General features: G+C 69.5%; 17 protein-coding genes and 1 pseudogene. 13 read left to right on the top strand and 5 right to left on the bottom strand.

Annotated features, from left to right (window positions below):
• Window positions 1-1,057 precede the first annotated feature (1,057 nt).
• Window positions 1,058-2,128 (bottom strand): PucR family transcriptional regulator, encoded by a 1,071-nt coding sequence (locus ACFXJL_RS06625; protein ID WP_384689765.1) that lies wholly within the window; start codon window positions 2,126-2,128, stop codon window positions 1,058-1,060.
• A gap of 282 nt (window positions 2,129-2,410) precedes the next feature.
• Here ACFXJL_RS06625 and ACFXJL_RS06620 point away from each other — a divergent pair, with 282 nt between their 5' ends.
• From ACFXJL_RS06620 to ACFXJL_RS06610, 3 genes are all read left to right on the top strand, one after another.
• Window positions 2,411-3,001 carry a hypothetical protein gene (locus ACFXJL_RS06620; RefSeq protein ID WP_384689763.1) on the top strand — a complete coding sequence of 197 codons (591 nt, stop codon included), beginning with the start codon at window positions 2,411-2,413 and terminating at the stop codon, window positions 2,999-3,001.
• A gap of 293 nt (window positions 3,002-3,294) precedes the next feature.
• Entirely contained in the window at window positions 3,295-5,391 is a 2,097-nt protein-coding gene (locus tag ACFXJL_RS06615; RefSeq protein WP_384690330.1) for an SPFH domain-containing protein, read from the top strand.
• A gap of 159 nt (window positions 5,392-5,550) precedes the next feature.
• On the top strand, window positions 5,551-10,551 hold the full coding sequence (locus ACFXJL_RS06610; protein ID WP_384689760.1) for a DNA repair ATPase: 5,001 nt from the start codon (window positions 5,551-5,553) through the stop codon (window positions 10,549-10,551).
• A 16-nt stretch (window positions 10,552-10,567) separates the two neighbouring features.
• On the opposite strand, the gene ACFXJL_RS06605 is transcribed toward ACFXJL_RS06610, so the two are convergent.
• Window positions 10,568-12,067, bottom strand: a complete 1,500-nt coding sequence (locus ACFXJL_RS06605) for an alpha/beta hydrolase (protein WP_384689757.1) — start codon at window positions 12,065-12,067, stop codon at window positions 10,568-10,570.
• A gap of 169 nt (window positions 12,068-12,236) precedes the next feature.
• On the opposite strand from ACFXJL_RS06605, the gene ACFXJL_RS06600 reads away from it, so the two are divergent.
• From ACFXJL_RS06600 to ACFXJL_RS06590, 3 genes are all read left to right on the top strand, one after another.
• On the top strand, window positions 12,237-13,283 hold the full coding sequence (locus tag ACFXJL_RS06600) for a GlxA family transcriptional regulator (protein ID WP_384689754.1): 1,047 nt from the start codon (window positions 12,237-12,239) through the stop codon (window positions 13,281-13,283).
• Window positions 13,280-13,882, top strand: coding sequence for an HD domain-containing protein (locus ACFXJL_RS06595; RefSeq protein ID WP_384689751.1), 603 nt, complete (start codon window positions 13,280-13,282; stop codon window positions 13,880-13,882). Before ACFXJL_RS06600 ends, ACFXJL_RS06595 begins: the two co-directional genes overlap by 4 nt.
• A 96-nt stretch (window positions 13,883-13,978) precedes the next feature.
• Entirely contained in the window at window positions 13,979-14,809 is an 831-nt protein-coding gene (locus ACFXJL_RS06590) for an isocitrate lyase/phosphoenolpyruvate mutase family protein (protein ID WP_384689748.1), read from the top strand.
• Between the two features lie 38 nt (window positions 14,810-14,847).
• On the opposite strand, the gene ACFXJL_RS06585 is transcribed toward ACFXJL_RS06590, so the two are convergent.
• On the bottom strand, window positions 14,848-15,387 hold the full coding sequence (locus ACFXJL_RS06585) for a GNAT family N-acetyltransferase (RefSeq protein WP_384689745.1): 540 nt from the start codon (window positions 15,385-15,387) through the stop codon (window positions 14,848-14,850).
• A gap of 151 nt (window positions 15,388-15,538) precedes the next feature.
• Window positions 15,539-16,603: pseudogene (locus tag ACFXJL_RS06580) on the bottom strand (hypothetical protein); the annotation flags it as partial.
• Between the two features lie 475 nt (window positions 16,604-17,078).
• Between ACFXJL_RS06580 and ACFXJL_RS06575 the strand changes: the two are divergent.
• The 7 genes from ACFXJL_RS06575 to ACFXJL_RS06545 all read left to right on the top strand — a co-directional run bounded on the left by ACFXJL_RS06575 (window position 17,079) and on the right by ACFXJL_RS06545 (window position 23,109).
• Window positions 17,079-18,284, top strand: a complete 1,206-nt coding sequence (locus ACFXJL_RS06575; protein WP_384636432.1) for a helix-turn-helix domain-containing protein — start codon at window positions 17,079-17,081, stop codon at window positions 18,282-18,284.
• Window positions 18,285-18,588: 304 nt separating this feature from the next.
• On the top strand, window positions 18,589-18,870 hold the full coding sequence (locus tag ACFXJL_RS06570; protein WP_384636429.1) for a hypothetical protein: 282 nt from the start codon (window positions 18,589-18,591) through the stop codon (window positions 18,868-18,870).
• 128 nt (window positions 18,871-18,998) lie between these two features.
• Window positions 18,999-19,385, top strand: coding sequence for an ATP-binding protein (locus tag ACFXJL_RS06565; RefSeq protein ID WP_384636426.1), 387 nt, complete (start codon window positions 18,999-19,001; stop codon window positions 19,383-19,385).
• 373 nt (window positions 19,386-19,758) lie between these two features.
• Window positions 19,759-20,073, top strand: coding sequence for a 4a-hydroxytetrahydrobiopterin dehydratase (locus tag ACFXJL_RS06560; protein ID WP_358876879.1), 315 nt, complete (start codon window positions 19,759-19,761; stop codon window positions 20,071-20,073).
• Window positions 20,074-20,776: 703 nt separating this feature from the next.
• Complete coding sequence (locus ACFXJL_RS06555; protein WP_384689740.1) at window positions 20,777-21,658, top strand: GNAT family N-acetyltransferase; 882 nt, start codon at window positions 20,777-20,779, stop codon at window positions 21,656-21,658.
• A 94-nt stretch (window positions 21,659-21,752) separates the two neighbouring features.
• Window positions 21,753-22,373 carry a DJ-1/PfpI family protein gene (locus ACFXJL_RS06550; RefSeq protein WP_384689737.1) on the top strand — a complete coding sequence of 207 codons (621 nt, stop codon included), beginning with the start codon at window positions 21,753-21,755 and terminating at the stop codon, window positions 22,371-22,373.
• Window positions 22,374-22,500: 127 nt separating this feature from the next.
• A complete protein-coding gene (locus tag ACFXJL_RS06545) occupies window positions 22,501-23,109 on the top strand; it encodes a GNAT family N-acetyltransferase (protein ID WP_384689735.1) in 609 nt (202 codons plus the stop codon).
• Window positions 23,110-23,168: 59 nt separating this feature from the next.
• Here ACFXJL_RS06545 and ACFXJL_RS06540 read toward each other — a convergent pair whose 3' ends face one another.
• Entirely contained in the window at window positions 23,169-23,771 is a 603-nt protein-coding gene (locus ACFXJL_RS06540; protein ID WP_384689732.1) for a hypothetical protein, read from the bottom strand.
• Between the last annotated feature and the right edge of the window lie 147 nt (window positions 23,772-23,918).

Genomic DNA, 23,918 nt, shown 5'->3' with positions numbered 1-23,918 from the left:
CTGTGCGTTCGTGTTGTATTCCCATCCATACACACCGCGCTTCTTTGTTTTTTTATTTATATTTGGGGGGGGGGGCGGGCCCCCCCCCCCCCCCCCCCCCCCCCCCCCCACGCCTACCCGAAGGCTATCCGTTAGGAAATACAGCCGGCCTTCGGCGCAGCGCTGACACAACCCGACTTGGGCGCGGAGCTGACGCAACCCGACTTGGCGCTGACGCAACCCGACTTGTCAGCCGCAGCCGAGTTCGCGGAGTTCCATGCGCGCCAGTTCTCTTCCTGGGCCAGCTTCTTGATGAGGCGTTCCATAACGGACCTCCAGTGTGATCGGGTGAGCGGCGGTGGCCGCTCTTCCGGTTTCCTGGAAGCTATGAGTAACCAATGCTCATGTCAATGGATTCTCAAATGAGAGAACGCTCATGGATTTCGCTGACCTGCGGGAAACGCAATCACTTTTCAGACAGTACCGGCACAGGGCATATGCCGTGTGTGTCGTAAATTCCCATCCGGCTTGTCCACTATCGACGTTCTGGGTCGTCGATTCCGGATACGGATGCATTCCGCGGCAGCCGAATACCGGTCGAAGGGGGCATGGCGCGACAAGCTGAAGGAGCGATCCCGACCAGCGTCGACGCAAAGGGCGGGGAGCCTACCCAGGGTTGCCCCACACCATCCATCCGCACCCCAACGGCGGCCGTGCAGGAGCGCCGGAACTCCTCCACCTCGTGACTCTCCGCATGCGTCTCGACGCTCTGGATAACCGACGATCCACTCCCCCGATGGGGCCGCAGCCGATGGCGCTCAGACGCGGCCCCATCCGGAGACCGGCGTACGCGCGTACACGCGTAGGCGCCTCCGCGGTGTCACCGGCACGCGCCGCCCGGTCCCGCGCAAAGACCCGGGAAGGCCCGGGACGAGGCCCGGGACGAAACGCAGGCACAGGCGCAGAACGTAGAACCTAAAACACAGAACACAGAGCACTGAGCACTGACAGACCGGTCGCAGGCACCCGCCGCACAGGGCAGGCGCACGTGTTGCCGCACAGGAGGAGCAGGCAACTGCTAAGCCCGTGCGCGCTCCTGGTCGGGCCAGCCCATCAACCGGGCGCCGATCACCGCCGTTTGGAGCGTGTAGCGGTGTACCGGATCGCCCGGGTCCGCTCCGGTCAGTCGACGGATGCGGTCGAGCCGATAGGTCATCGCCCGGACGCTCAGGGAGAGCCTGCGGGCCGCCTCAGCCGCCACACATCCGGTGTCGAAGTACGCGGTCAGGGTGTCCAGCAGCGGCCGGGCGCCGCCCCTGGCCTGGCTCAGCGGCCCCAGCACGCTTTCCACCAGGTCCTTCATCGCCTGTCGGTCGCGGGTGAGCACCGGGTACACCAACAGGTCCGCCGCCCGCAGCACCGGGTCCGGCAGGTCCATGGTGGCCGCCAGCTCCAGGGCGTTCAGGGCCTCCTCGTAGGAGTGGACGACACCGCCCGCGCCCGGGTGCGGCCGACCGATCGCCACCCGTCCGCCGTCCGTCGCCGCATACGCCTGCTTGGCGAAGAAGCCGAGGACCTCGTCCTGGTCGGCCGGTGCGATGCAGATCAGCCGGCCGTCCTTGGTGGTGAGGAGGATGCTCCGGTGCCCGAACCGGGCGATCAGCGCGGACTCCACCTGTCGGGCCACCGGGAAGCCGTCGTCGTACGGCTCGGGGCCCTGCGCCACCGCCACCGCATGGGCGTGGGAGAGGAGCAGGCCGAAGCGTTCGGCGCGCTGGGCGAGGCGTCCGAGGTCGCTGCGGCCGTAGAGCAGATCGTCGATGAACTCGCGCCGCGCTGCTTCCTCCTGGCGGACGGCGAGGCGCTGGGCCCGCTCGTGACCGGCCGCGAACGCATCCACCGCCTGCTCGACCGCGGCAAGGAGATGTTCCGCCGCCTGGTTCGAGAGTTCGGGCCGGACGGCCTGGGCCGCGGTGAGTTGGGCGCGGACCAGCAGTCGGAGCCCGATGCCCGCTTCGGCCGCCCGTTCACCCCGGCCGCGCAACGACTCCAGTTCATCGCGGCTCAACCGACGCCCGGTGGCACACGCGTTCGCGAGGATCTGGGCATACCCCTCAAGATGATCCTCGTATATCTCCTGCTCCGCCATGCTCAACTCCCCCTCTTGACGCTTTCCTAACGCTCGCTGAGCAAGGGTGCCATGTGCACCTACCGGCCCGCGACCGGCATTAAGACGGCGTAAAGACTGCCGGTCAACGGCAATGCGAACAGGCGTACCACCGGGCAAGAATGAGCTCCATGGTCGGCGGGGATCCAGCTCCATGCCGGACAGCGGAAATGGGGATTCCGCCTGAGTGCCCACAGAACGTGGGATCGACGGGGGCGGGACGACGAAGGGGCCGGGCACGGTCCGGGTGGAGGGGGATCAGTGATGGGCGAGTTCTTGGACCATGTGTTCCGCTTCCCGACGATGTTGTTCACCGCCGCCCTCGTCGTCGTCATCTGCTTCTGGCTCATGGTGTTGGTGGGAGCGGTCGGCCATGACTCCTTCGACACCGACCTGGACAGTGATGCACTGGGGCTGGGCGGGGTGCCCGTCGCCGTCTCCGCCTCCCTGGTGATCGCACTCACCTGGACGCTCAGCCTCATCGGTTCGGTTCTCCTGACCGGGCTCAGCGTCTCCGGGGGCCTGCACCACCTCCTCGCCGCCGTCCTCCTGCCCGTGGCCGTCCTCAGCGCATGGCGACTGACCCGTTGGGCCATCCGACCGCTCGCCGCCCTCTTCCCTGACGAACCCGGGCCGTCCCGCATCGACTTCGTCGGCCGCACCTGCACCATCCGCACCAGGCGCGTCGACGAGGGCTTCGGACAGGCCGAGGTCACTGCGTCGGACGGCTCCACGGCACTGGTGCAGGTGCGCCGCAGCGGCCTCGATGTCACGGCCGCACTCGCCCTCGGCAGTACGGGTCTGCTGTACGCCTACGACGAGGTCGGCGAGTTCTTCTGGGTCGCGCCCTACTGAACCGGGCGGCACCCCAGCACCCCACCCGCCGTACGCGTCGCACCCGGCACCGGCACCCGCCACCGGCAGCCAGGACCGGCATCCAGCGCTGACACCCAGCACCGGCATCCAGCACCGGCACCCGGGACCGACGCACCGCGCTCGCGATGCGCATAGCGACGCCGGTGGACCCCCTCCTCCTTCGGCCCGCCGCCGATCGAGCGCAGACCCGGCGGGGCCCACGCCCCACCGGCCTCGCCCCCTTCCGCTTCCACCCCGGGCTCCGGCCCGCCCGCTCCCACCCGAGGAACTTCATGGACGCCATCACCGTGGGCATCGGCCTACTCATCGCCCTGGTCGTGCTGATCGCCATCGCGATGCTCTTCGTCGTCGGCAGACTCTTCCGCAAGGTGGAGCAGGGCAAGGCGCTGATCGTCTCGAAGATGCGCACCGTCGACGTCACCTTCACCGGTCAGGTCGTGCTGCCCGTCCTGCACAAGGCCGAGGTCATGGACATCTCGGTGAAGACCATCGAGATCTCCCGCACCGGCCGGGACGGGCTGATCTGCCAGGACAACATCCGGGCCGATATCCGCATCTCGTTCTTCGTACGCGTCAACAAGACCGTGGAGGACGTCATCAAGGTCGCCCAGGCGATCGGCACGGCCCGCGCCAGCGACCAGGCGACCTTGCAGGAACTGTTCAACGCCAAGTTCTCCGAGGCGCTGAAGACCGTCGGCAAGCAGCTGGACTTCACCGACCTCTACACCAAGCGCGATGAGTTCCGCGACCGGATCATCCAGGTCATCGGCACCGACCTCAACGGCTACAGCCTCGAAGACGCGGCCATCGACTACCTGGAGCAGACCCCGCTGGCCCAGCTCGACAGCAACAACATCCTCGACGCCCAGGGCATCCGGAAGATCACCGAGCTCACCGCGGTCGAGCACGTGCGCACCAACGAGTTCCAGCGCAACGAGGAGAAGGAGATCACCCGGCAGAACGTCGACGCCCGGGAAGCGATCCTGGAGCTGGAGCGTCGACAGGCCGACGCGGAGATCAAGCAGCGCCGCGAGATCGACACCGTACGGGCCCGGGAGGAAGCCGAGACGGCTCGGGTGGTGGAGGAGGAGCGCCTGCGTGCGCAGAGCGCGTTCCTCAAGACCGAGGAGCAGTTGGGCATCCAGCGGGAGAACCAGAACCGTGAGGTGGCCGTCGCCGCGAAGAACCGCGAGCGGGTGATCGCGGTGGAGAGCGAGCGGATCGAGAAGGACCGGCTGCTGGAGGTCATCGCCCGGGAGCGGGAGACCGAGCTCAACCGCATCGCCGCCGAGAAGGAGTTGGAGGCGGAGCGCCGCGAGATCGCCGAGGTGATCAGGGAGCGGATCGCGGTGGACCGTACGGTCGCCGAGCAGGAGGAGTCCATCAAGCGACTGCGGGCGGTCGAACAGGCCGAGCGCGAGCGGCAGTCCCTGGTGATCGCGGCCGAGGCCGAGGCGCAGGAGAAGCTGGTCAAGGACATCAAGGCGGCGGAGGCCGCCGAGCAGGCGGCCGTGCACCGGGCGGCCGAGGAGCTGACCCTCGCCGAAGCCCGTACCAAGACGGCCGACCTGGACGCCCGTGCCAAGATCCGACTGGCCGAGGGCATCCAGGCGGAGGCTGCGGCGGAGGGCCTCGCGGCCGTTCGGGTGCGCGAGATGGAGGCGTCCGCCATCGAGAAGACGGGCCGGGCCGAGGCCGATGCCATGGCCGCCCGGATGAAGGCGGAGGCGGACGGCACGGTGGCGCAGCTCACCGCGGAGGCGGACGGCAGCCGGGCCAAGGCGCTGGCCGATGCCACCGCGATCGGCGAGAAGCTGAAGGCGGAGGCCGCCGGTCTGACGGACAAGGCCGCGGCGATGGCCGCGCTCGACGAGGCGTCGCGGGCCCACGAGGAGTACCGACTGCGGCTGGAGGCGGAGAAGGACATCCGGCTCGCCGGGCTCGATGTGCAGCGGCAGATCGCCGAGGCGCAGGCCACCGTCCTGGCGACCGGTCTGGAGAACGCCGACATCGACATCGTCGGCGGTGACTCGATCTTCTTCGACCGGCTGGTGCAGTCGATCTCGCTGGGCAAGGGCCTGGACGGTTTCGTCCAGCACTCGCAGACGGCCCAGACCCTCGCCGGCCCCTGGCTGGACGGATCGTCGTCCTTCACGGACGACATGACGGCGGTCCTCGGTTCGGTGTCGACGTCCGATGTGCAGAACCTGACGGTCTCGGCACTGCTGATGCAGCTGATGAAGAGCGGCGGCGAGCACAGCGGCCAGCTGCGGCAGCTCCTGGACGCGGCCCAGCAGTTGGGGCTCGGGGACGCTTCCCTGGCCTCGCTGACCGGGCAGCGCCCGATGAACGGGGTCGTCAAGACCTGACGCCGGGCCGTGTCCGGTTGGAGCCGGATGCGGTCCGGGGTCGGGAGGGGAGCAGCTGCCGCGCGGGGGGCGGCAGCTGCTCCGCCATTCCCCGCGTTCCGTCGGCCGCGTTGTCGACCGCCGCCGTGTTGTGAGGAGCTGAACCAGATGGAGATCGGGATGGACACGACGGATGTGCAGGGCGCGGGCGGCGCACGGGGGGCGGGCGGCGCACGGGGGGCGGCCCCCGCGAGCGGTGGGAGGGCCACCAGCAGGACGGCGCCCGGGCCAGCCCGCGGTGCGGGCAATGGCGCTCCAGCGCAGACCGGTGGGGGCCCGAGCGCCGACGGCTCGCCGGAAGTCCAGCTGGAGTCCGCCACCTACGATCTGCTGCGCGATCGGCTCCGCGGCCACGCGACCGAACTCGCCCGTCGCGCCGAGGCGCTCAACACCGCGCGCACCGCCGCCTTCGGCTCCACCGAGATGCAGCTGACGGCCACCGAGACGCTCACCGTCGACACCCCGGGGCACGCCCGGGACCTCGTCGCCGTCGGGGACGTGTTCCTGTTCGGCACCGACCCGTCCGCCGCGCTCACCCCGCGTACCGCTGTCGCCGATGTGTTCAGCCTCCACGACCGCGCCCGGCAACCACTCTCATCGGACGCCGTCCCCGGGCTGTTGGACGATCCGGCGTTCATCGCCGAGTTCGCCTCCCTGTGCCGCTACTTCCAGGGCGCCCGGCTGATCCGGCTGCGCCGGGTCGAGGACCGGCTGTTGGCCGTGTTCCGGATGGCGGCGGAGGGCGAAGGCACGGGCGGTCGGGCCGACGCCGTGCGCGTACTGCGCTGGGCACTCGACCCGGACGGCACGGTCCGCTTCCTGGACGGCCGAGGGGACCGCGACCTCGCCCGCACGCCCCCGTACGACATCGAGTGGACCGCGCTCCAGCGCGACAGCCATGTGCTCGGACGCCATCCGCACATCGCCGTCGGCGAGGACCTGTACGTCTCCACGGTGGGCGGCGCGCTCACCCTCAAGGTGGAGAACGACACCGAGAGCGCGGACGGCATCCACCGCGAGCCGGTCGACGAGCCCCTCCAGGCGCTCGCCGACGCCGATGTGTCCTACGCCAGGGTCGGCCCCCTGCTGTTGCTGCGGGTGCGGCCCTACAAGGAGCAGCACGTTCGCCATCTGGTCTTCAACACGGTCACCCGCGCGGTGGCCAGGCTGGACGCCATCGGCCAGTCCTGTCGGCGGCTCCCCGACGACCAGGGGATCATCTTCCCCGGCGGGTACTGCCTCGCCGGCGGTGAGGTGCGCGTCTTCGACGTGGCCGCCGACGGTCTGGAGTTCGAGACCGCGCAGCCCTCCCCCGGTGGCGAGGACGTGCTGTACGTCTTCCAGGACCCGGGCGGCGGCCGGGCCCTGCTGATGGCGTACAACACGATCCGCAAGGAGGCCGCGAGCCCGTTGGGTTGTGTCGGACACGCGCTGTTCGACGACGGCACGCTGATCCTGCTGCGCGACCCGCAGACCGACGAGCCCTCCCTGGTCCATCAGATCCAGCTGTGGCGCAGCCCCTATGTCAGCGCCACCCATCGGGCGCCCACGGGCTCGGGCCCACTCGCGCGCATCGGCAATGCCGACCTCGTCCGCGGGATCTCCGACTGTCTGTCCATCGCTCGCCGGGCCATCGAGACCACCCCCACCACGGAGGTGTACGAGTCCCTGGTGGCGCTGTGCTCCCGTACCGTCGACCGCTGCCACTGGCTGGACGACCCCGACACGGGGGACCTGCTGACCCCGCTGGAGGCGGTGCGGACGAGCGCCGGGCAGGTGCTGGAGGAGTTCCGGACCGTTCAGGCCCTCACCGCGCAGTCCGCGGAGGCCCTCGCGGAGATGACGGCCCGCATCACCCGGCTGGTGCGCCGCATCAAGGGCGAGGCGCCCGCGGGTGCGACGGAGTGGGTCGAGCGCATCGCCGAACTGCGTTCCTGCCACGGGCAGGTGGTGGGCCTGCGCGAGATGCGGTACGCCGACACGGAGGCGATCGACGCGCTCGCCCGCCGCATCGAGGACGACACGGCGTCGGCGGCCCGTCGGGCGATGGCCTTCCTCCAGCGCGAGGACGCCTTCACCCCGTTCCACGCCGAGGCGGAGGAGGCGACCGAGGCGGCGGCACAGTCGGCGACGGTGGCCGAGGCGGACGAGGCCGGCGCCCGACTGGTCGAGCGCACGGCAGGACTGCGGGCGCTGAGCGAGTCCGTCACCGGACTGGACAGCGGTGACACCACCGTCCGCACGGCGATCCTGGAGCGGATCGCCGATGCCATGGGCGCGCTCAACCGGGCCTCGGCGACCCTGCGCGCCCGTCGACGTGAACTCCTCGACCACGAGGGCCGGGCCGAGTTCGCGGCCGAGTTCGCGCTGCTCGCGCAGACGGTCACTGGAGCCCTGGCAGCTGCCGAGACGCCCGACGCCTGCGAGGACCAGCTCGCGCGGCTGCTGCCCCAGTTGGAGGAGCTGGAGTCCCGGTTCGCCGCCCATGACGACTTCCTCGACCGGATCGCCGAGAAGCGGACCGAGGTGTACGAGGCGTTCACGGCCCGCAGGCAGACCCTCGACGACACCCGGGCACGGCGGGCACAGCGGCTGGCCCGGTCCGCCGAGCGCATGGTGGAGGCGATCGTTCGACGCGCGGCCACGCTGCCCGACACCGATGCGGCCCACGCCTACTTCGCCTCCGACCCACTGCCGGTGAAGGTCCGTCGTACCGCGGAGGAACTGCGGGCACTCGGCGACCAGGTGCGTGCCGACGAGTTGGAGGGCCGGCTCAAGGCGGCCCGCCAGGAGGCCGCTCGGGCGGTACGGGACCGCACCGAGCTGTTCGCGGACGGCGGGGACACCATCCGTCTGGGCGCGCACCGGTTCGCCGTGACCACCCGGGCCGCGGAGTTGACCGTCGTACCGGACGGGAGCGGACCCGATGCCGGCCTCGCCTTCGCGCTGACCGGCACCGACTACCGGGCGCCCGTCACCGACCCCGCTTTCGCCGCCACCCGGCCCTACTGGACGCGCACCCTGCCGTCCGAGTCACCGCAGGTCTACCGGGCCGAGTACCTGGCCGCCCGGCTGCTGCCCGCGGCGATCGACGGCGCAGACATAGCGGAGTTGGTGCGTGATGCCGCGCAGTCCTCGTACGACGAGGGCTATGAGCGGGGGGTCCACGACCACGACACCGAACAGATCCTGCGGCTGCTGCTGCGGCTGCGCGCGGACGCCGGGCTGCTGAGCCACCCGGGGCAGGCCCGGGCCGCGGCGCAGCTGTTCTGGGCGCACGGCACGAGCGGGGCGCAGCGCACGGGCTGGGCGCGGCAGGCCCTGTCACTGGCCAGGGCGCAGGAGGTGTTCGGCGCGGTGGGCGCGACGGACGGTCTGCGGGACGAGATCGCCGCCGCCCTCGCGGGCGCGGCCCTGCCGCTGCACCATCCGGGGGCCGCCGACTACCTGGTCGCGGAGTTGGCGTCCGGGGAGTCGTTCACGACCAGCGGCACGGCCCGTGCGCTGTTGGACAAGTTCACCCGGGCGGTGGGCGCCTGCCCGTACGCGGACGATGTGCGGGCGCAGTTGGCCGAAGGGGAGGTCGCGGCTGCGCACCGGCTGGTCGAGGGCTGGCTGACGGCCTGGGCGCGGACGACCGGCGAACACCTCGCGGCGGGGGACATCGCGGAGGCGGTGGCGATCGAGCTGACGGCCGGGCTGGCGCGCCATGACGTGGACGCGTCCGTGACGGGCACGGCGGCCCCGCTGCTGGGCGAACACCCTCGGATCGTCCGCGGCGCGCTCACCCTGCGGCTGGATGAGTTCCTGTCCCGGACGGCCGGTTTCGCGGCCACCGACGTCCCCGGATTCCGCGCCTACCAGCAGGTGCGGGGGCAGCTCGCGGCCCGTGAGCGCACCCGGTTGCGGCTGGACGACTACCGGCCGAGGGTGATGTCCGCCTTCGTCCGCAACCGGCTGGTGGACGAGGTGTACCTACCGCTGATCGGGGACAACCTCGCCAAACAGCTGGGTGCGGCAGGGGACGCACGGCGCACGGACAGCGGCGGGCTGCTGCTGCTCCTGTCCCCGCCGGGCTACGGCAAGACCACGCTGGTGGAGTACGTGGCGGAGCGGCTCGGGCTGCTGCTGGTGAAGGTGGACGGGCCGGCGCTCGGCCGGCACACCGTCTCCCTGGACCCGGCGGAGGCGCCGGACGCGGCGGCGCGCCAGGAGGTCGAGAAGATCGCGTTCGCCTTGGAGGCGGGCAGCAATGTGCTGCTCTACCTCGACGACATCCAGCACACCTCGCCCGAGTTGCTCCAGAAGTTCATTCCGCTGACCGATGCGACCCGCACCCTGGGCGGGCGCGATCTTCGGGGCAAGCGGTTCGCCGTCTGCATGGCCGGCAACCCGTACACGGAGTCCGGGCAGCGGTTCCGCATCCCCGACATGCTCGCCAACCGGGCCGATGTGTGGGACCTCGGCGATGTCCTGACGGGCAAGGAGGACGCCTTCGCATTCAGCTTCGTCGAGAACGCGCTGACCTCACATCCGGTGCTCGCGCCCCTGGCGGGCAGGGGCCGGGAAGATCTGGAACTGCTGGTGCGGCTGGCGTCCGACGACCCCACGGCCCACCGTGACCGGCTCACCCATCCCTACGCGGCCCAGGAACTGGACCGGATCGTGAACGTCCTGCGGCATCTGCTGACGGCACGCGCGACCGTCCTCGCGGTGAACGCCGCCTACATCGAGTCCGCGGGCCGATCCGACAGCACCCGGACCGAGCCGCCGTTCCGGCTCCAGGGCTCGTACCGCAATCTGAACCGGATCGCCCAGCGGATCAGTCCGGTGATGAACGGCACCGAACTGTCCGCGGTGATCGACGACCACTACGCGGCCGAGGCCCGCACGCTGACGACGGACGCGGAGGCCAATCTGCTGAAACTGGCCGAGCTCCGCGGGCTGCTGGACGAGACCGGTGCGGCGCGTTGGGAGCGGATCAAGGACGTGTACGTGCGGGAGGCCCAGGGCGGCGAGTTGGAGCGGGCGGTGGCGGCGCTGGGGGTGTTGGCGCAGCGCCTCGCCGGGGTGGAGGCGGCGATCGTGGGGCGGGGCGGCCCGACCGGGAGCCCGGGGTGAGCTCCCAAGGCCCCGGTCAGCGGCTCGGGCAGCTGATGTCGTTCCGCGGGCGTTCGCCAGTGGTGAGGAAGGCGGTCACCGCACGGTCACCGCAGGCGTTGCCCGTACCGAGGTAGGCCCCGTGGCCGCCCGTCTCGGCCGTGACCAGCCGGGCCCGCTCCCCCAGCGCCTCGCGCATCTTCAATCCGCCGAAGTGCGGCGTGGCCGGATCACGTCGGGTCTGGACCATGAGGATGTTGGACGGCCCCTCATCGGTGATGCGCGTCGGCGCCTCGGTCGGTGTGTCCTTCCAGAAGGCGCAGGGGGTGATGTTCTGCGGCAGCCCCGCGGTGAGCGGATACGCAGCCCGGTCGGCCGCCACCGCACGTCGGTACGAGTCCACGCGGCCGGGCCACCGTATGTCGTTGCAGATCACGGCCATCGTCACCGCCGCGGCCTCGTCGCTCATCGGCTTCACCAGGTCGTCCGAGAGCACCGGCCGACCGGTCGGGTCCTGCGCGGCCTTGATCAACCCCGCCAGCTGGGGGAACGCGGCGTCGTTGTAGAGGGCGAGGTGCAGGGCCTGGCGCAGGAGGTTGCCGTCCAGGGGGATGTGCGCAGTGGTGGTCGGCCGGGGGTTGCGGTCCAGCGCCCGCGCCAGCCGGAGGAACTCCGGCCTGAGGTCCTGTGCGCGCCGTACCAACCGGAGCCCCTCGGCATCGCGGTCCGGGTGGGCGGCCCAAGCCGCGAAGTCGGGGAAGCGGAGCTCGACGGCCCGCCCGGTGTTGGCGAGCCACCCCCGGGCGACGCGCCGCGGATCGGGATCGCCGCTGCTGTCGAGCACCCAGCGATCGGTCCGCTGCGGATGCTTCTGCGCATACACCGCGCCCACGTAGGCGCCGTATGAGCTGCCCCAGGCGGACAGTTTCTCCACACCCAACGCGACACGGAACGACTCGATGTCGCGAACCTCGTTGGCGGTGGTCATGCTGCGCAGCACGGGCCCACCGTTGCGGTGGCAGGCATCGGCGATCCGTTGTGACCGGGCGATGTTCTCATCGATGCTGCCGTCGGCGGCGGGCCAGGACCGCAGGTTCGGCAGCCGCCGATCGTCGGGGTCCAGTCCGCAACTGGCGGTGGTACTCCCACCGACCCCGCGCGGGTCGAGGCTGACGACGTCATAGGCGCCCTTCAGCTCCCGCTGGAGGGCGATCCCCTTCTGCGTCAGTCTCTGCACCCCTGAGGAGCCGGGCCCGCCAGCGATCACCACCAGGGTGCCGCGGCGCGCCTGGGGGCGGTCGCTGAGGATGCGGGAGACGGCGAGGGAGATGCGTTTACCCCTGGGGTCGCGATAGTCCAGCGGAACCGACAGGGTGGCGCACTCCTGGGTCTCCGGTCCGCCTGCCTTCGCACAGTTCTCCCAGACGAGGGCCCGGGGCGCGGGTGTGGTCGGAGCGGCCTGCGCGGCGGGGGAAACGATGCCGGTGAGCGTTGCGGAGAGGGCGAGGAGAAGGGCCGGAGTGGAGTAAGTCGTCATCCCTAGAGGGTTGTTGACATCCGGTGCCCCGCCCATCCAGGAGGCTGGTGGACCGGGGTGGGGGTACCCCCCGACCGCGTGGTTCACCCGGCGCCACCCGCCGTTGCATGTCTGAATCTGACATATCTCCGTCATTGCCGTCACCGGGTGTCCGCAAGAGGATGAAGCCATGAGCCGCAGCCGCAAGGTCGTGATCGCCGTTTTCGACGGGGTGGAGTCCCTGGACGTGACGGGCCCCTCCCAGGTGTTCGCCACGGCCAGCCGGCTGCTGCACGGCGCCGGATACGGCTACAGCGTCGAACTCGCCGCGGCCAGTGCAGGTGCGGTGAGCTGCGCGGACGGGGTTCGCTTCGCGGTGGACCGCTCCTTCGCCGACCTGGACGCCTCCATCGGGTCGGGGGCCTTCGGCATCGACACCGTCATCGTGCCGGGTGCACTGCGTCCCGGAAGGGGCCGCCTCGAACCCATCGTCGAGCCGGCCGTCCTGGCATGGGTGAAGAAGGTCGCACCCCGGGTGCGCAGGGTGGCGTCAGTGTGTGCGGGAGCCCATCTGCTCGCCGAGGCGGGTCTCCTCACCGGCCGGCGCGCCACCACCCACTGGGCGACGGCGGACCTGCTCGCCGAGCAGTACCCGGACGTCACCGTGGACGCCGAAGCCGTGTACGTACGCTCCGACCCGATCTGGACGGGCGCCGGTGTCAGCGCGGGCATCGATATGAGCCTGGCGCTCGTCGCCGACGACCTCGGGCGCAGACACGCCCTGGCCACGGCCAGATGGATGGTCGTCTACCTCCAGCGCCCGGGCAACCAGGCCCAGTTCAGCACCCCGCTGCACCGCCAGAGCACCGCGAGCCCCGATGTCGCCGAGCTCCTGGCGTGGATCGACGCCCACCTCGACCAACCGCTGAACGTGCCGACCCTGGCGGCCCGGCTCAGCTTGGGGGAGCGGCAGTTCGCCCGGGTCTTCACCCGGGAGACCGGGAGCACACCGGCCGCCTACGTCGAAACACAACGTATCCAGGCGGCCCGGCAACTGCTCCAGGAGGACGCACTCACCGTCTCCGCCATCGCCACCCTCTGCGGCTTCGGCTCCACCGAGACCTTCCACCGCACCTTCAAACACCACACGTCCATCACACCTCACGCCTACCGCCAGCGGTTCAACACCAGGACCGACCCGTCGGACACCACGCCTTCGAAAGGCCGCCCACCATGACCGCAGCCCCCGCCCTCATAGCGCGCCCCGACACCGCTCTCGCCGACGCCGCGGACGCGATGCTGCAAGCCGCCGCGCCGCCCGCGCTCGTCGCCCACTGCCACCGCACCTACGTCTTCGCGGCGGCCCTGCTCGACCGCCGCGGACTCGACTACGACCGCGAAGCCCTCTTCCTCGGCGCAGCCCTGCACGACCTCGGCCTCACTCCGGCCTGGACGCACACCACGACGCCCTTCGAGGAACACGGCGCGCAGGTCGCCCACGAAGCCCTCCTCCAGCAGGGCGCCCGCCCTGAGCTCGCCGATCTGGTGGCCGACGCCATCCGCCTCCACCTCCTGCTCACGACCGCCGACGACCGCCGCCCCGAGGTCGCGGGCATCCACCTCGGGGCGGGCGCGGACGTCATCGGCCTCCGTATCGACAAGATCCCCCCGACCACCGTTGACCTGGCCCTGGAGACCTTCCCGCGCCAGTCCCTCGCTTCCTTCCTTCGGGAGGCCCTCGGCGACGAGGCCCGCCGCAAGCCCGACTGCACGATGGCCCAACTGGTGGCAGAGGTGAACTTCCTGGACCTGTTGGCGAACGGCCCTGGGGAATGAGCCGCGGAGACGGTCAGCCCTTGCGCCCTCGGGGCGGAGCCACCCCCGACGACGGCACGGAGAAATAGTGCTCGCCGATCGGGGACACATGGTGCAATGCCACCCATGACAACGCTTCTCGACAAGGCACGACTGTTCCGCTCCTGGCACGTTCCGGGCGATCCACTGATCCTGCCCAACGCCTGGGACGCGGCCTCCGCCCGAGTGGTGGCGAGCGCGGGTGCCGCCGCGGTCGCCACCACCAGCGCCGGGGTCGCCTGGTCGTTGGGCCACGGCGACGGGGACCAGCTGAGCCGCGAACAGGCGTTGGGCGCGATCTCCCGGATCACGGCCGCCGTCGACCAGCCGGTAACGGCCGACATCGAACGCGGCTACGCGACGGATCCCGCTGGTGTGGGCGAGACCGTACGCGGCGTCCTGGCGGCCGGAGCCGTGGGCATCAACCTTGAGGACACCCTGCGTCCCGTCGCCGAGCAGGTCGCCCGGATCGCAGCGGCCCGCAAGGCTGCGGACGAGACGGGCGTCCCGCTGTTCATCAACGCCCGCATCGACACACACCGCCTGCCACCCGGTGGCCGCGCGGCATGGCTGGACGAGACCCTCAGCCGAGCCGGCGCCTATGCGACGGCGGGCGCGGACGGCATCTTCGTCCTCAGCGCTCCGGACACCCTGGCGATCAGCACGCTCGTCGAATCCATCCCCTTGCCGGTGAACGTCCTGGCCTGCCCGGGATCACCATCCGTTTCCGAGCTCGCCGATGCGGGGGTCGCCCGCGTCAGCGCGGGTTCCTCCATCGCCGAGGCGGCGTACGCACTGGCACGACGAGCAGCCCACGAACTACTGACCGAGGGCACGACGACCACCCTGGAGGGCGGATACGAATATGCCGCGCTCAACGCGTTGTTCCTGGACGAACGGCCGCGCTGAGAACACTGGCCGGGGAAGAGCGGCGGGCGCTCAGCCGATCATTCCCGCCCGGGCCGGCGCGCCCATTCCTCATCGAGGATGCTGAAGACATCGGAGTCACGCCAGCCGTCCCGAATCCGCGCGGTGTGCCGGTGCCGGCCCTCATGGATCATGCCGAGCTTGCCCAGCACCCGGGCCGATGCGACGTTGCGAGGGTCGCAGGTCGCGTAGATCCGATGCAGTCCAGTCAGCTCGAACCCCCTGCCGAGGAGTTCCCGGCCGATGGCCGTGCCCACCCCTTTGCCCCACACCCGAGGATGGACGAGATACGAGATCTCGCCCTGGCGATGAGCCAGACTCCGGACCTTCAGCTCGCCGATGCCAACGAGTTCACCGTCGAGGCAGGCGCCATAGACGAACCGCGTCTGTGGGGACTGCGCCCGGGCGTCCACCGCACCTCGGACGAAGTCCCGTGTCTGTTCCTCGGTGTTCGGCCCCCACGCCTGGTAGCGGCATGCCTCCGGCAGACTGGCGAAGGCATGCACAGCAGGGCAGTCACCGACAACGAGATCACGCATGGTCACCAAGGGGTTGATCACCAAGCGATCATGTCAAGCCTGCGTCGCCGCACATCAGCGCCCCCACAATTCTCAAGCCGCGCTGACAGCCTCCCCCATCGCCCCCGTTGGTCCGGAACTCCACTTCCTGGACCAACTGAGGAGCGGGCCAGGGGATGAACCGCGGACGCCGTCAACCCTTCGCTCCTGCCAGTTGGCGTGCTCGTGTGTCCAGCTCCCGCACCGCCCGAGCCCTTCGGTACGGAGCAATGCGCCTGCGCAACGATCGAAAGTGCTCGTCTCCACGGGCCGTCGACAGTGTCGCGTAGTCGTCGAGGAAGAGCCCCCACGTGCCACATGCCTCTTCGACATGCCCAAGCTCGAACTGACGCTCAGCAAGGACAGCGTGTGCGTGCAACCGCCCTTGGCGCTCTTGTCGGGGTTTGGCCTTCAAGGACTCCTTCAGGGCCGCGATGGAACCCGGTAGATCCTTCGTCTCGTACAGAACGTGCGCGATGTGGAACTGGTACGCGGACCGGTCGTATCCACCGACCGACTCGCGCCGGGAGTCGGCCCGGGCAAGTGCGTTCTCCGCCTCTCGAAGGCGGGCGAACGCCTGCCGACCGTTCCCCACCATCGCCGCCGCATGGGCCTGCTGCCCACGCAGGAAGGCCACCAGTCGCGGCCCGGCCTTGGGCGCTGCCTCGGCAGCCGAGTCCGCCAACTCCAGAGCCTTGCGCCCATGCCCCAGGCTCGACGCCTGGAGGCTCATTCCGCGCAACGTACGCGAGAAGGTGAGGTGGTCATCCGCTTCACCCGCGAGCTTCAACGCCCTGACGTAGTACCTCTGCCCCAAGCCGTGCTCCCGCTCGTACATGGCCATCCAGCCCGTCAGATACGTCAGGTCCGAGGCCGCAGAGAGCATGGCCGAGTGATCCTTGTCGCTGGCCGAGGCCCGCAGATAGGGCAGTACGGTGTTCACCAGAAAGGCTGCTGCCATCGGCCGGGCATGACCGCCGCCGAACTCATCGAGGATGTCCGCGATGCGATCCGTCATGGCCCGCACCCCCTTGACCTCACCGGCTCCGATCCGGCTGCTGGGCCCGGTGACACGCACTCCCTCCGCGGCTTGAGCAACCTCCCCGAAGACCGGCACTGCGAGAACGGCTGAATACATTCCGGCTGTGAGCACACCACGACGCGAGGGGTCCATGTCTGCCCTTCCGAGATCCATCAGGGATTCGACGGTGCCGCGAGAGCCGACGGACTGGCCTGCCGCAGGCTCGGACTGTTCTGACTACCGGGTTCACTGCGCTGTGACGACGAACTCTGTGACGACCACCGCGACTGTTTGAGCGAGAATTGGCGGACTACTTTGCTCCGCTTACGGGCTTCGTCTCCACGTCGACTCCCCTGGGATTCCCGACTCTGCGGTTTAGCCTCTCCATCACGGTACCCGTGCAATCCCGCTCGGCAGGTGGCTCCGAACATTCCGCTATCGAAAACCGGACACCGAGAATGCGAATAGCCCCAGTGAGCCCCGCCGAGTGCAGTGGGGCTGAGCCACCCATACGGGGACTCAGGAGTACGAGCATCCGTCCCCGACGCTGAAAGACCCTGTGCACCGACGCGGGCGCCCCTCGCAGCGATCCTGCGAAGGGCACCGACGCCATCTCCCCCGGGATCCAGAGGAGTAGCGTTCTGAGTGTCTACGTCAGAACGGAGGCCCCAGTATGACTGATGGCCCTACCGAGCACACCGCCAGTGTGGGAGCGCGTATTCATGAGCTACGAGCGCTACGTGACTTCACACTCGCAGAACTGGGCCAACGCGCCCACGTTTCCCCCTCCATGCTGTCCCGCATCGAGCGCGGCAGCCGAATTCCAAGCGAACAGATCATTTCCGCCGTTGCCAGGGCTCTGAGCGTCAGCGTCACCGTGCTGCACGGCCAGCCATACATCGAACAACTACGCAGGGACCAACTCGACCGCCTCATCTCACCACTGAGCATCGCGCTGGACGACTGGGACATTCCCCCGGCGGACGACGACCCCGTGCCACGAGCCCTGACGGAACTCCACGACGAGATCAAGCGGGTCCAGCAACTGCGCACAGACGCGGAGTACGGCACACTCGCGGAAATCCTGCCCGGCCTGCTCGGGGAGTTGGCCCATGCCACCCTTCTTCGTGAAGCGCCGGGGCGGGACAGGGAGAAGGCGCACTGGCTCCAGACGGAAGCTGCTCTGGGCGCGTTCAGCGTCGCCTACAAGCTCGGATACATGGACTTGGCGCGGTTATCGCTCGCCCGTATGGCATCGGCAGCGCTCCAGTCAGGTGACCCGCGACAAGTTGCGGCCGAACGCGTCAAGCGGGTCATGCTGCTGGCCGAGGGACCCGCATTGGACAGAGGGCTGCGACTGGTCCAGCAAGGTCTACGGGATCTCGATCCCGACGGCACTGCCGAGACCCTGGCCGTACGGGGAGGGCTCATCCTCAAGGGCTGCCAGCTCCACGGCCTCCGAGGCGACAGGGAGGAACTGAGTTCCTGGCTTGAGGAAGCACGGGGGGTTGCTCGACAGACTGGCGAGACAAACCACTATCTGTTCGTGTTCGGACCCACGAACGTCGAGCAACACGCCATTGAGGCGGCCGGAGACCACGACGATCACGCCCTCGCGGTCAAGTTGAGCAACTCGGTCCGGCTGCCGTCCGCCTACCCTCCCGCGCGGGCGGGCGTGTACTGGATCGACACGGCTCGCTCCCAAGCCCTGACCGCCCGGCACGATGACGCTCTGGAGTCCCTGGAGAAGGCCAGGCGGACGTCACCGCAACAGACCCGCTATCACCCGACCGTCCGGTCGACCGTGGGCGTACTGCTGAGGTCCCGGCCGCGGGCGTCGGAGCGCTTGCGTACCTTCGCCCAATGGAGCGGCGTGTAGCGCACCAGTAACTCTGCGTCAAGGGTCTGGCGTTGACTCCCTGTCAACGCCAGACCCTTTTCTTTTCGCAACTCTGTGAACAGACCCAATCGAGTCACCAGGAGTCGCGATGCCCATCGGAGCACGCCGCATACAAGCCCTCTTGAGAGCCGACCTCGTGCCCACGGGTCGCGGTCCCGTCGAGTACCGCAGTGGGGGCACTGTGCCCAGTCGCTCAACCTCCCGTCCGGCCTCCGCCCACGACGAACCGGCGGGAACGGTCCGCCAAGACTCGTCGAACAGCTTTCGAGGGAGCTAGCCCACGATGCGCGCCGCCATCGTCCGAGCCCTGTTGTGGGCTCTGAGCCGGTTACTTCCGGCAGAGGACGACGCCGTACCACCGCCCACATTCACCCCCGAGCCGGCGCCGGTTCCCGCCCGCTGGTGGTCCACGCCGACCCCCGCCCATGTCGTTGAGCGGCAACGCACGCTTAGAGGTGAAGACTGCCGAACCGTCCGCCCGTACGTCGTTGCGGAAGAGACCCTGCAACTACGCGCCCTGAGCGCGGACCACGACCCGTATGCACATCGGGGGACGTACGCATGAGACACGACGCAGTTGCACGACCCACGTCCCCGCCCGAAACCTTCGATCACACACCCCACAACACCGAACAGCCACTCGGGGCCGCCCGAGCAGTGGGGGCCACGAGCGAAACGGAGACCCTTCTGAGCATGAGCTTGACCGTGGAACCGTCCAAGATCGGGGTGGTGCGACGAGCCGTCGTAGATCGCCTCAAGGATGTCGGTCACCGAGAGGCCGCCCCCGATGTGGGGTTGGTGGTGACGGAACTACTCGCCAATGTCCACAAGCACGCCGAAGGCATCTGCCATCTGGAGATCGAGCCTCGCGGTGAGCGGCTGGTCCTCCGTCTCAGCGACACCGTGCACAATCTGCCCACCGTGCGCCAACTCTCCGACTGCGCCGAGACCGGCCGCGGCCTGCTCCTGGTCGCAGCGCTGACCGAGCACTGGGAATCCACCACCACCCCGACGGGCAAGGTCGTGACCTGTACGTTCCACACCGCTGCCGTGTCCTCACAGACGAAGGCCGACCGATGACGGGGGTCGAGCACGAGTCCAACGCAGTGACGCCCGCCGCTCCCCGAGCGAGATCGGAGAGGGCACTCGCAGACAGGGTCTTCTTCGCCATCGCGACCCTGACTCTCTTCGGCTCCCTGGTGGCCGCCCTCCTTCGAAGCATCAGGGGGGACGGCCCTTGATGTGCTCAAGACCGCAGAGCCTGGCTCCCTGCCAGGGGCAGGAGTCCTGCGCTCGCCCCGGTGTGCCTCCCGCAAACGGGTGCAATCCCCCCGGCCCCCGCCGTGGAGCGCTGGACACCCCGGGGCGGGGCATGAACAGCTGAAAGCACCCACAGTGCCAGCGGCCGGACCCGGCAGGTCGTTGGGCCAGTACCGATCCGAAGGAGCACTCGATGCCCGCCACCGCGCTGACCGCCGACGAGTTGGACCAGGCGTTGACCGACCTGCCCGGTTGGAGTGTGCAGGACGGCAGCCTCGCCGCAGAGTTCAAGGCCGAGCGCGCCAGGGTGCCCGAGCTGTACCGGGCCGTTGCAGCCGCCGAGGACGAGGCGAATCACCACGCCAAGATCACCATCCTCTACGGGACGATCGGCTTCGGGCTCAACACCCATGACGCCGGTGACGCGATCACCGCTCTGGACACGGCCCTCGCCGCACGGATCAGCGCCTTGGCCGCCGAGCACGGGGCCGAGCCGGCTGGCGGCTGATCCGTTCGGTCGTGGCGAGTCCGAGGCGGCGGCGTACCGACGCCGCCTCGGATGATCTTGATCCCAGGGGGCGAATGGCCCCCCGCAACCGCCCAACGCGGGCGCGCAGCTCAGATGTTGCTCAGAGAATCGGTGATTTTCGGGACCGCCGAACCGTTCCTGCTAGCTTCGGCTCACCGACGGTCGTCGAAGCACGATGCCGCTGACCGTCGAAGGCACCGAGACCCACCATTCACCGCACTCTCCTCGTTCCTCCCGGTACGTGACGGCAACAGGGGGTACCCATGCAGCACGTATGGCTGGCCATCGCGGCGGTCTTCGCTCTCAATCTCGTTGTGTTCTCCGGCGCTTGGCTGTTCCTCAGACTGCACCGGGTTCACATCCGCTGGCACGGCTGAGCAGCGCTCCGACCTTTCGGGGGCTGGGCTCGGTCGGGCCGGAGATACGGTGATCCGCCACCGTGAGCAAGCGTGGCGGAGGGCGTGATTCCGTACGTCCCACCGAGCCCTGTCCGGACCGGGCGTACGGCACCCGGAAGGCCCTCGGAAGGCCCCCTGTGCCCAAGGCTGACCAAGAGCGCGGGAATCACGCACGTGATCGCAGATCGCTCCCACCACGGCAGGCAGACGCGTTGACCAGCCAGAACGGCATGTGATCACCGAATGCGCTCCCCCGGAGTCGAGCACCTGCGGGACCATGGAGCATGCGCCCCGATGACTGGCACCTCACCCACGACGTCGATGACTTCCTCGTCCGCGCCGAAGGCTTTCTGCGCCCCCGCCTGGCCCTGCACACCACGCTGCTGACGGTGACCGACAAGCTGCAAACACGCGGGGCGGACGCGTACGGCGACGAAGCCCCCGCTTTCGGCCGGTTGGAGCGGGCGGGCGAGACCATCGGGACCTTTCATCGCCTGGCGGGCGGTCGGCTGTTCATCGCCGCGCTCTCCCCCGAGCACGCCGAATCGCTCGCCCTCCGGATGAAGGGCCTCGGCCATTCCCTCCCCGGCGTCACCGGGGACCACAACGCCGTCACCGCCTTCGCCGAGGCATGGCAGCGACTCACGGGCGCCACACCGACACTCGGGATCCGGCTCGGTCTGTACCGTCTCGGCACCCTGACCCCGATGGACCTGTTCCCGCAGGGCCGAGGGCGTCTCCTGGGCGAGCAGGACCGGGAGCAACTCATGTTCTGGTTGCGCGGGTTCGCGACCGACGTACAGGAGGACGTCACCATCGACGCCGGCTCCTGGGCCAGCACCCGCTTCGCCGACAAGCACTACACCTTTTGGGAGACCCCGGACGGCACACCCGTATCGCTGGCGGGCTCGACCTCGATGGTCTCCCACATGGTCCGGGTGGACCCCGTCTACACCCCGGCCCACCTGCGCGGTCGCGGCTACGGGGGCGCCGTGACGGTCGAGGTGACCCGGGCCGCACTGGCTGCGGGGGCAACGGACGTCGTGTTGTTCACCAATGCGGCCAACCCCACCAGCAACGCCCTCTACCAGCGTCTCGGATACGAGCCGGTGACGAACATCAGCGTGTACGACTTCGCGTACCCCGCTGATCCGGAAGGCAGTTGAGACGCCCGAGGGGGTCATTCCGCCGTTGGCACCCCGGGGCCTCGTGCAGCGCAGCCCTCTCCGACCCAGGTGAGGGCTGGCTAGGCTGCGGCGCATGGACATAGTGATCCCGCTCTTCGACGACTTCGAGCCGCTCGACGCGATCGGACCGTACGAGATCCTCGCGTATGTGCCCGGTGCCACCGTACGGTTCGTCACGGCCGAACCCGGGCTGGTGCGTGATGTGTTGGGTTCCCTGCCCGTGCACGTCCCGACCGGGTACGCGGAGGTGGAGCGCTGTGACGTCCTGCTGATCCCGGGCGGTGGCAGCTTCCAGGCCATGGTTGCGGACGCCGACTTCCTCGACTGGGTGCGCGCGATCCACACCGGTACCCGCTTCACCACCTCGGTGTGCACCGGCTCCCTGGTGCTCGGTGCGGCCGGTCTGCTGAAGGGCCTGACCGCCACCACCCATTGGGACGCGGCTGCCGACCTGGAGTCGTACGGTGCCGTCTACACCCCCGAGCGGGTGGTCCGGCACGACCGGGTGATCACCTCGGCCGGGGTCTCATCCGGCATCGACATGGCCGTCCGACTGGCCGCCCTGCTCACCGACGATGTGACGGCCCAGGCGATCCAGCTCTACACCGAGTACGACCCGCAGCCCCCCTTCGACTCCGGTTCGGTGGCCAAGGCATCGGCGGAGGTGCTCGAACGGGCCCGCGCCCTGGGCTGACACCGCGGGCGGGAACGGGCCCTTCGGGCGGTCCGCCCCGGTGGCGAGCGAGGGTGCGCGGGAGGCGGTGGAACCGTACAGGGGACCTCTCTCCAGCCTCGAAAAACGAAGAGTGCAGAATGAACCTATGTCGATATCGAACACCCCGAAAACGGCAACGCTCGACGATGCGCCGCTGGTCAGCAGCGTGTTGGCCCGTGCATTCGACGATGACCCGATGATGCGTTCGTTCTTCCCCGACGGCGCCACGCGTGAGGCGGATCTGAGCCGCTACTTCACGACGATCTTCACCCGGCAGTACGTCAAGCACGCCGTGTGCGAGGTCACCGAGAAGGCCGCCGCGTTCTGGGTGCCGCCGGAGGCCCAGGCCAAGGCCGTCCCCGATGGGGAGACCATCCAGGAGCTCCTGAACATCCTCGGCGACCGGGCCGAGTTGTTCCGGAACACCGTCGAGACGGCCGCCAAGCACACCCCCCAGGAGCCGCACTGGTATCTGGCGCTGATCGGCGCCGACCCGGCGGCGCAGGGCCAGGGGCACGGGGCCGCCCTGCTGCGCTCGGGGCTGGCGAAGGCGGATGCGGCTGGTCTGCCCGCCTACCTGGAGTCGTCCAAGCCGGACAACCTCCCGTTCTACGAGCACTTCGGGTTCACCGTGCGCAACGAGTTGCAACTGCCCGACGGCGGTCCGGTGCTCTGGGCGATGTGGCGCGAGCCGCGCCCCACGACCGCGGCCTAACCCCCACCGCGTACCCCGACCGAGCCCCCGCTCGATGTGTCGATCACCAGCGGGCGGGGTCACTCCGAGGGGCGTGTGCCATCTGCCCGGAGGCGGGCCAGGACCAGTTCCCCGCGCGGGGACAGCCTGTATCCCGTCTCCAGGCTCTCGGTGAGTCCGTACTCCTTCAGCCTGCGCACATCGGCCTTGAACCGGGCGAGGTCGCGATCGATGGACTCGGCGAGTTCCCGCGCCGGTACGGCCGGACGCCCGGCGATCAGTGTGAGTACGGTCTCGGTCCACGGTCCGTGCTTGCTGCGGGAGTCGATCAGCGCGAGACGCTCCGCGTCCAGGGCGATCTCCCGTTCCGTCAGGTCCTTCGCGGTCCGTAGCCCCTCCCGCGGATCGGACCCGGCATGGTGCAGGGCGATGCGGTAGATCCGGCGGTCCGTCCCCGGTCGCAGACTCCCCAACAGCTCGCTCCGGTCGGGAAAACCTGCCTTGCGGGCGTCCTCGTCGGTGATGTCCTCCTGAGCGACGATGTCCACCGCACCGAACTCGATCACACCGACAGAGGTCCGCAGCGTTCCGCCCACCTTGGCTTCCGGGCGCAGCCAGCGCCGGAACGCCAGGCTCACCTCACCGGCGACCACCCGGTCGAGCACGTCCCGTTTGAACATCATGTGCCGCTCCTCGGCCGCTTCGGTCCGGTCGCCCAGCACTCCCGGCGCCTGGGTTTACGGGTTCCCCAGTCTGTGGGCGGGGCAGGCAGAGCCACCACCCGGTGGCGCCATCGGCACCCACCGACCGGACCAGCGGCGCCATCGCCA

Origin of the sequence: Streptomyces sp. NPDC059256, assembly GCF_042753785.1 — a bacterium.
Classification (GTDB): Bacteria; Actinomycetota; Actinomycetes; order Streptomycetales; family Streptomycetaceae; genus Streptomyces.
This window is presented reverse-complemented; position numbering and strand designations above follow the sequence as displayed.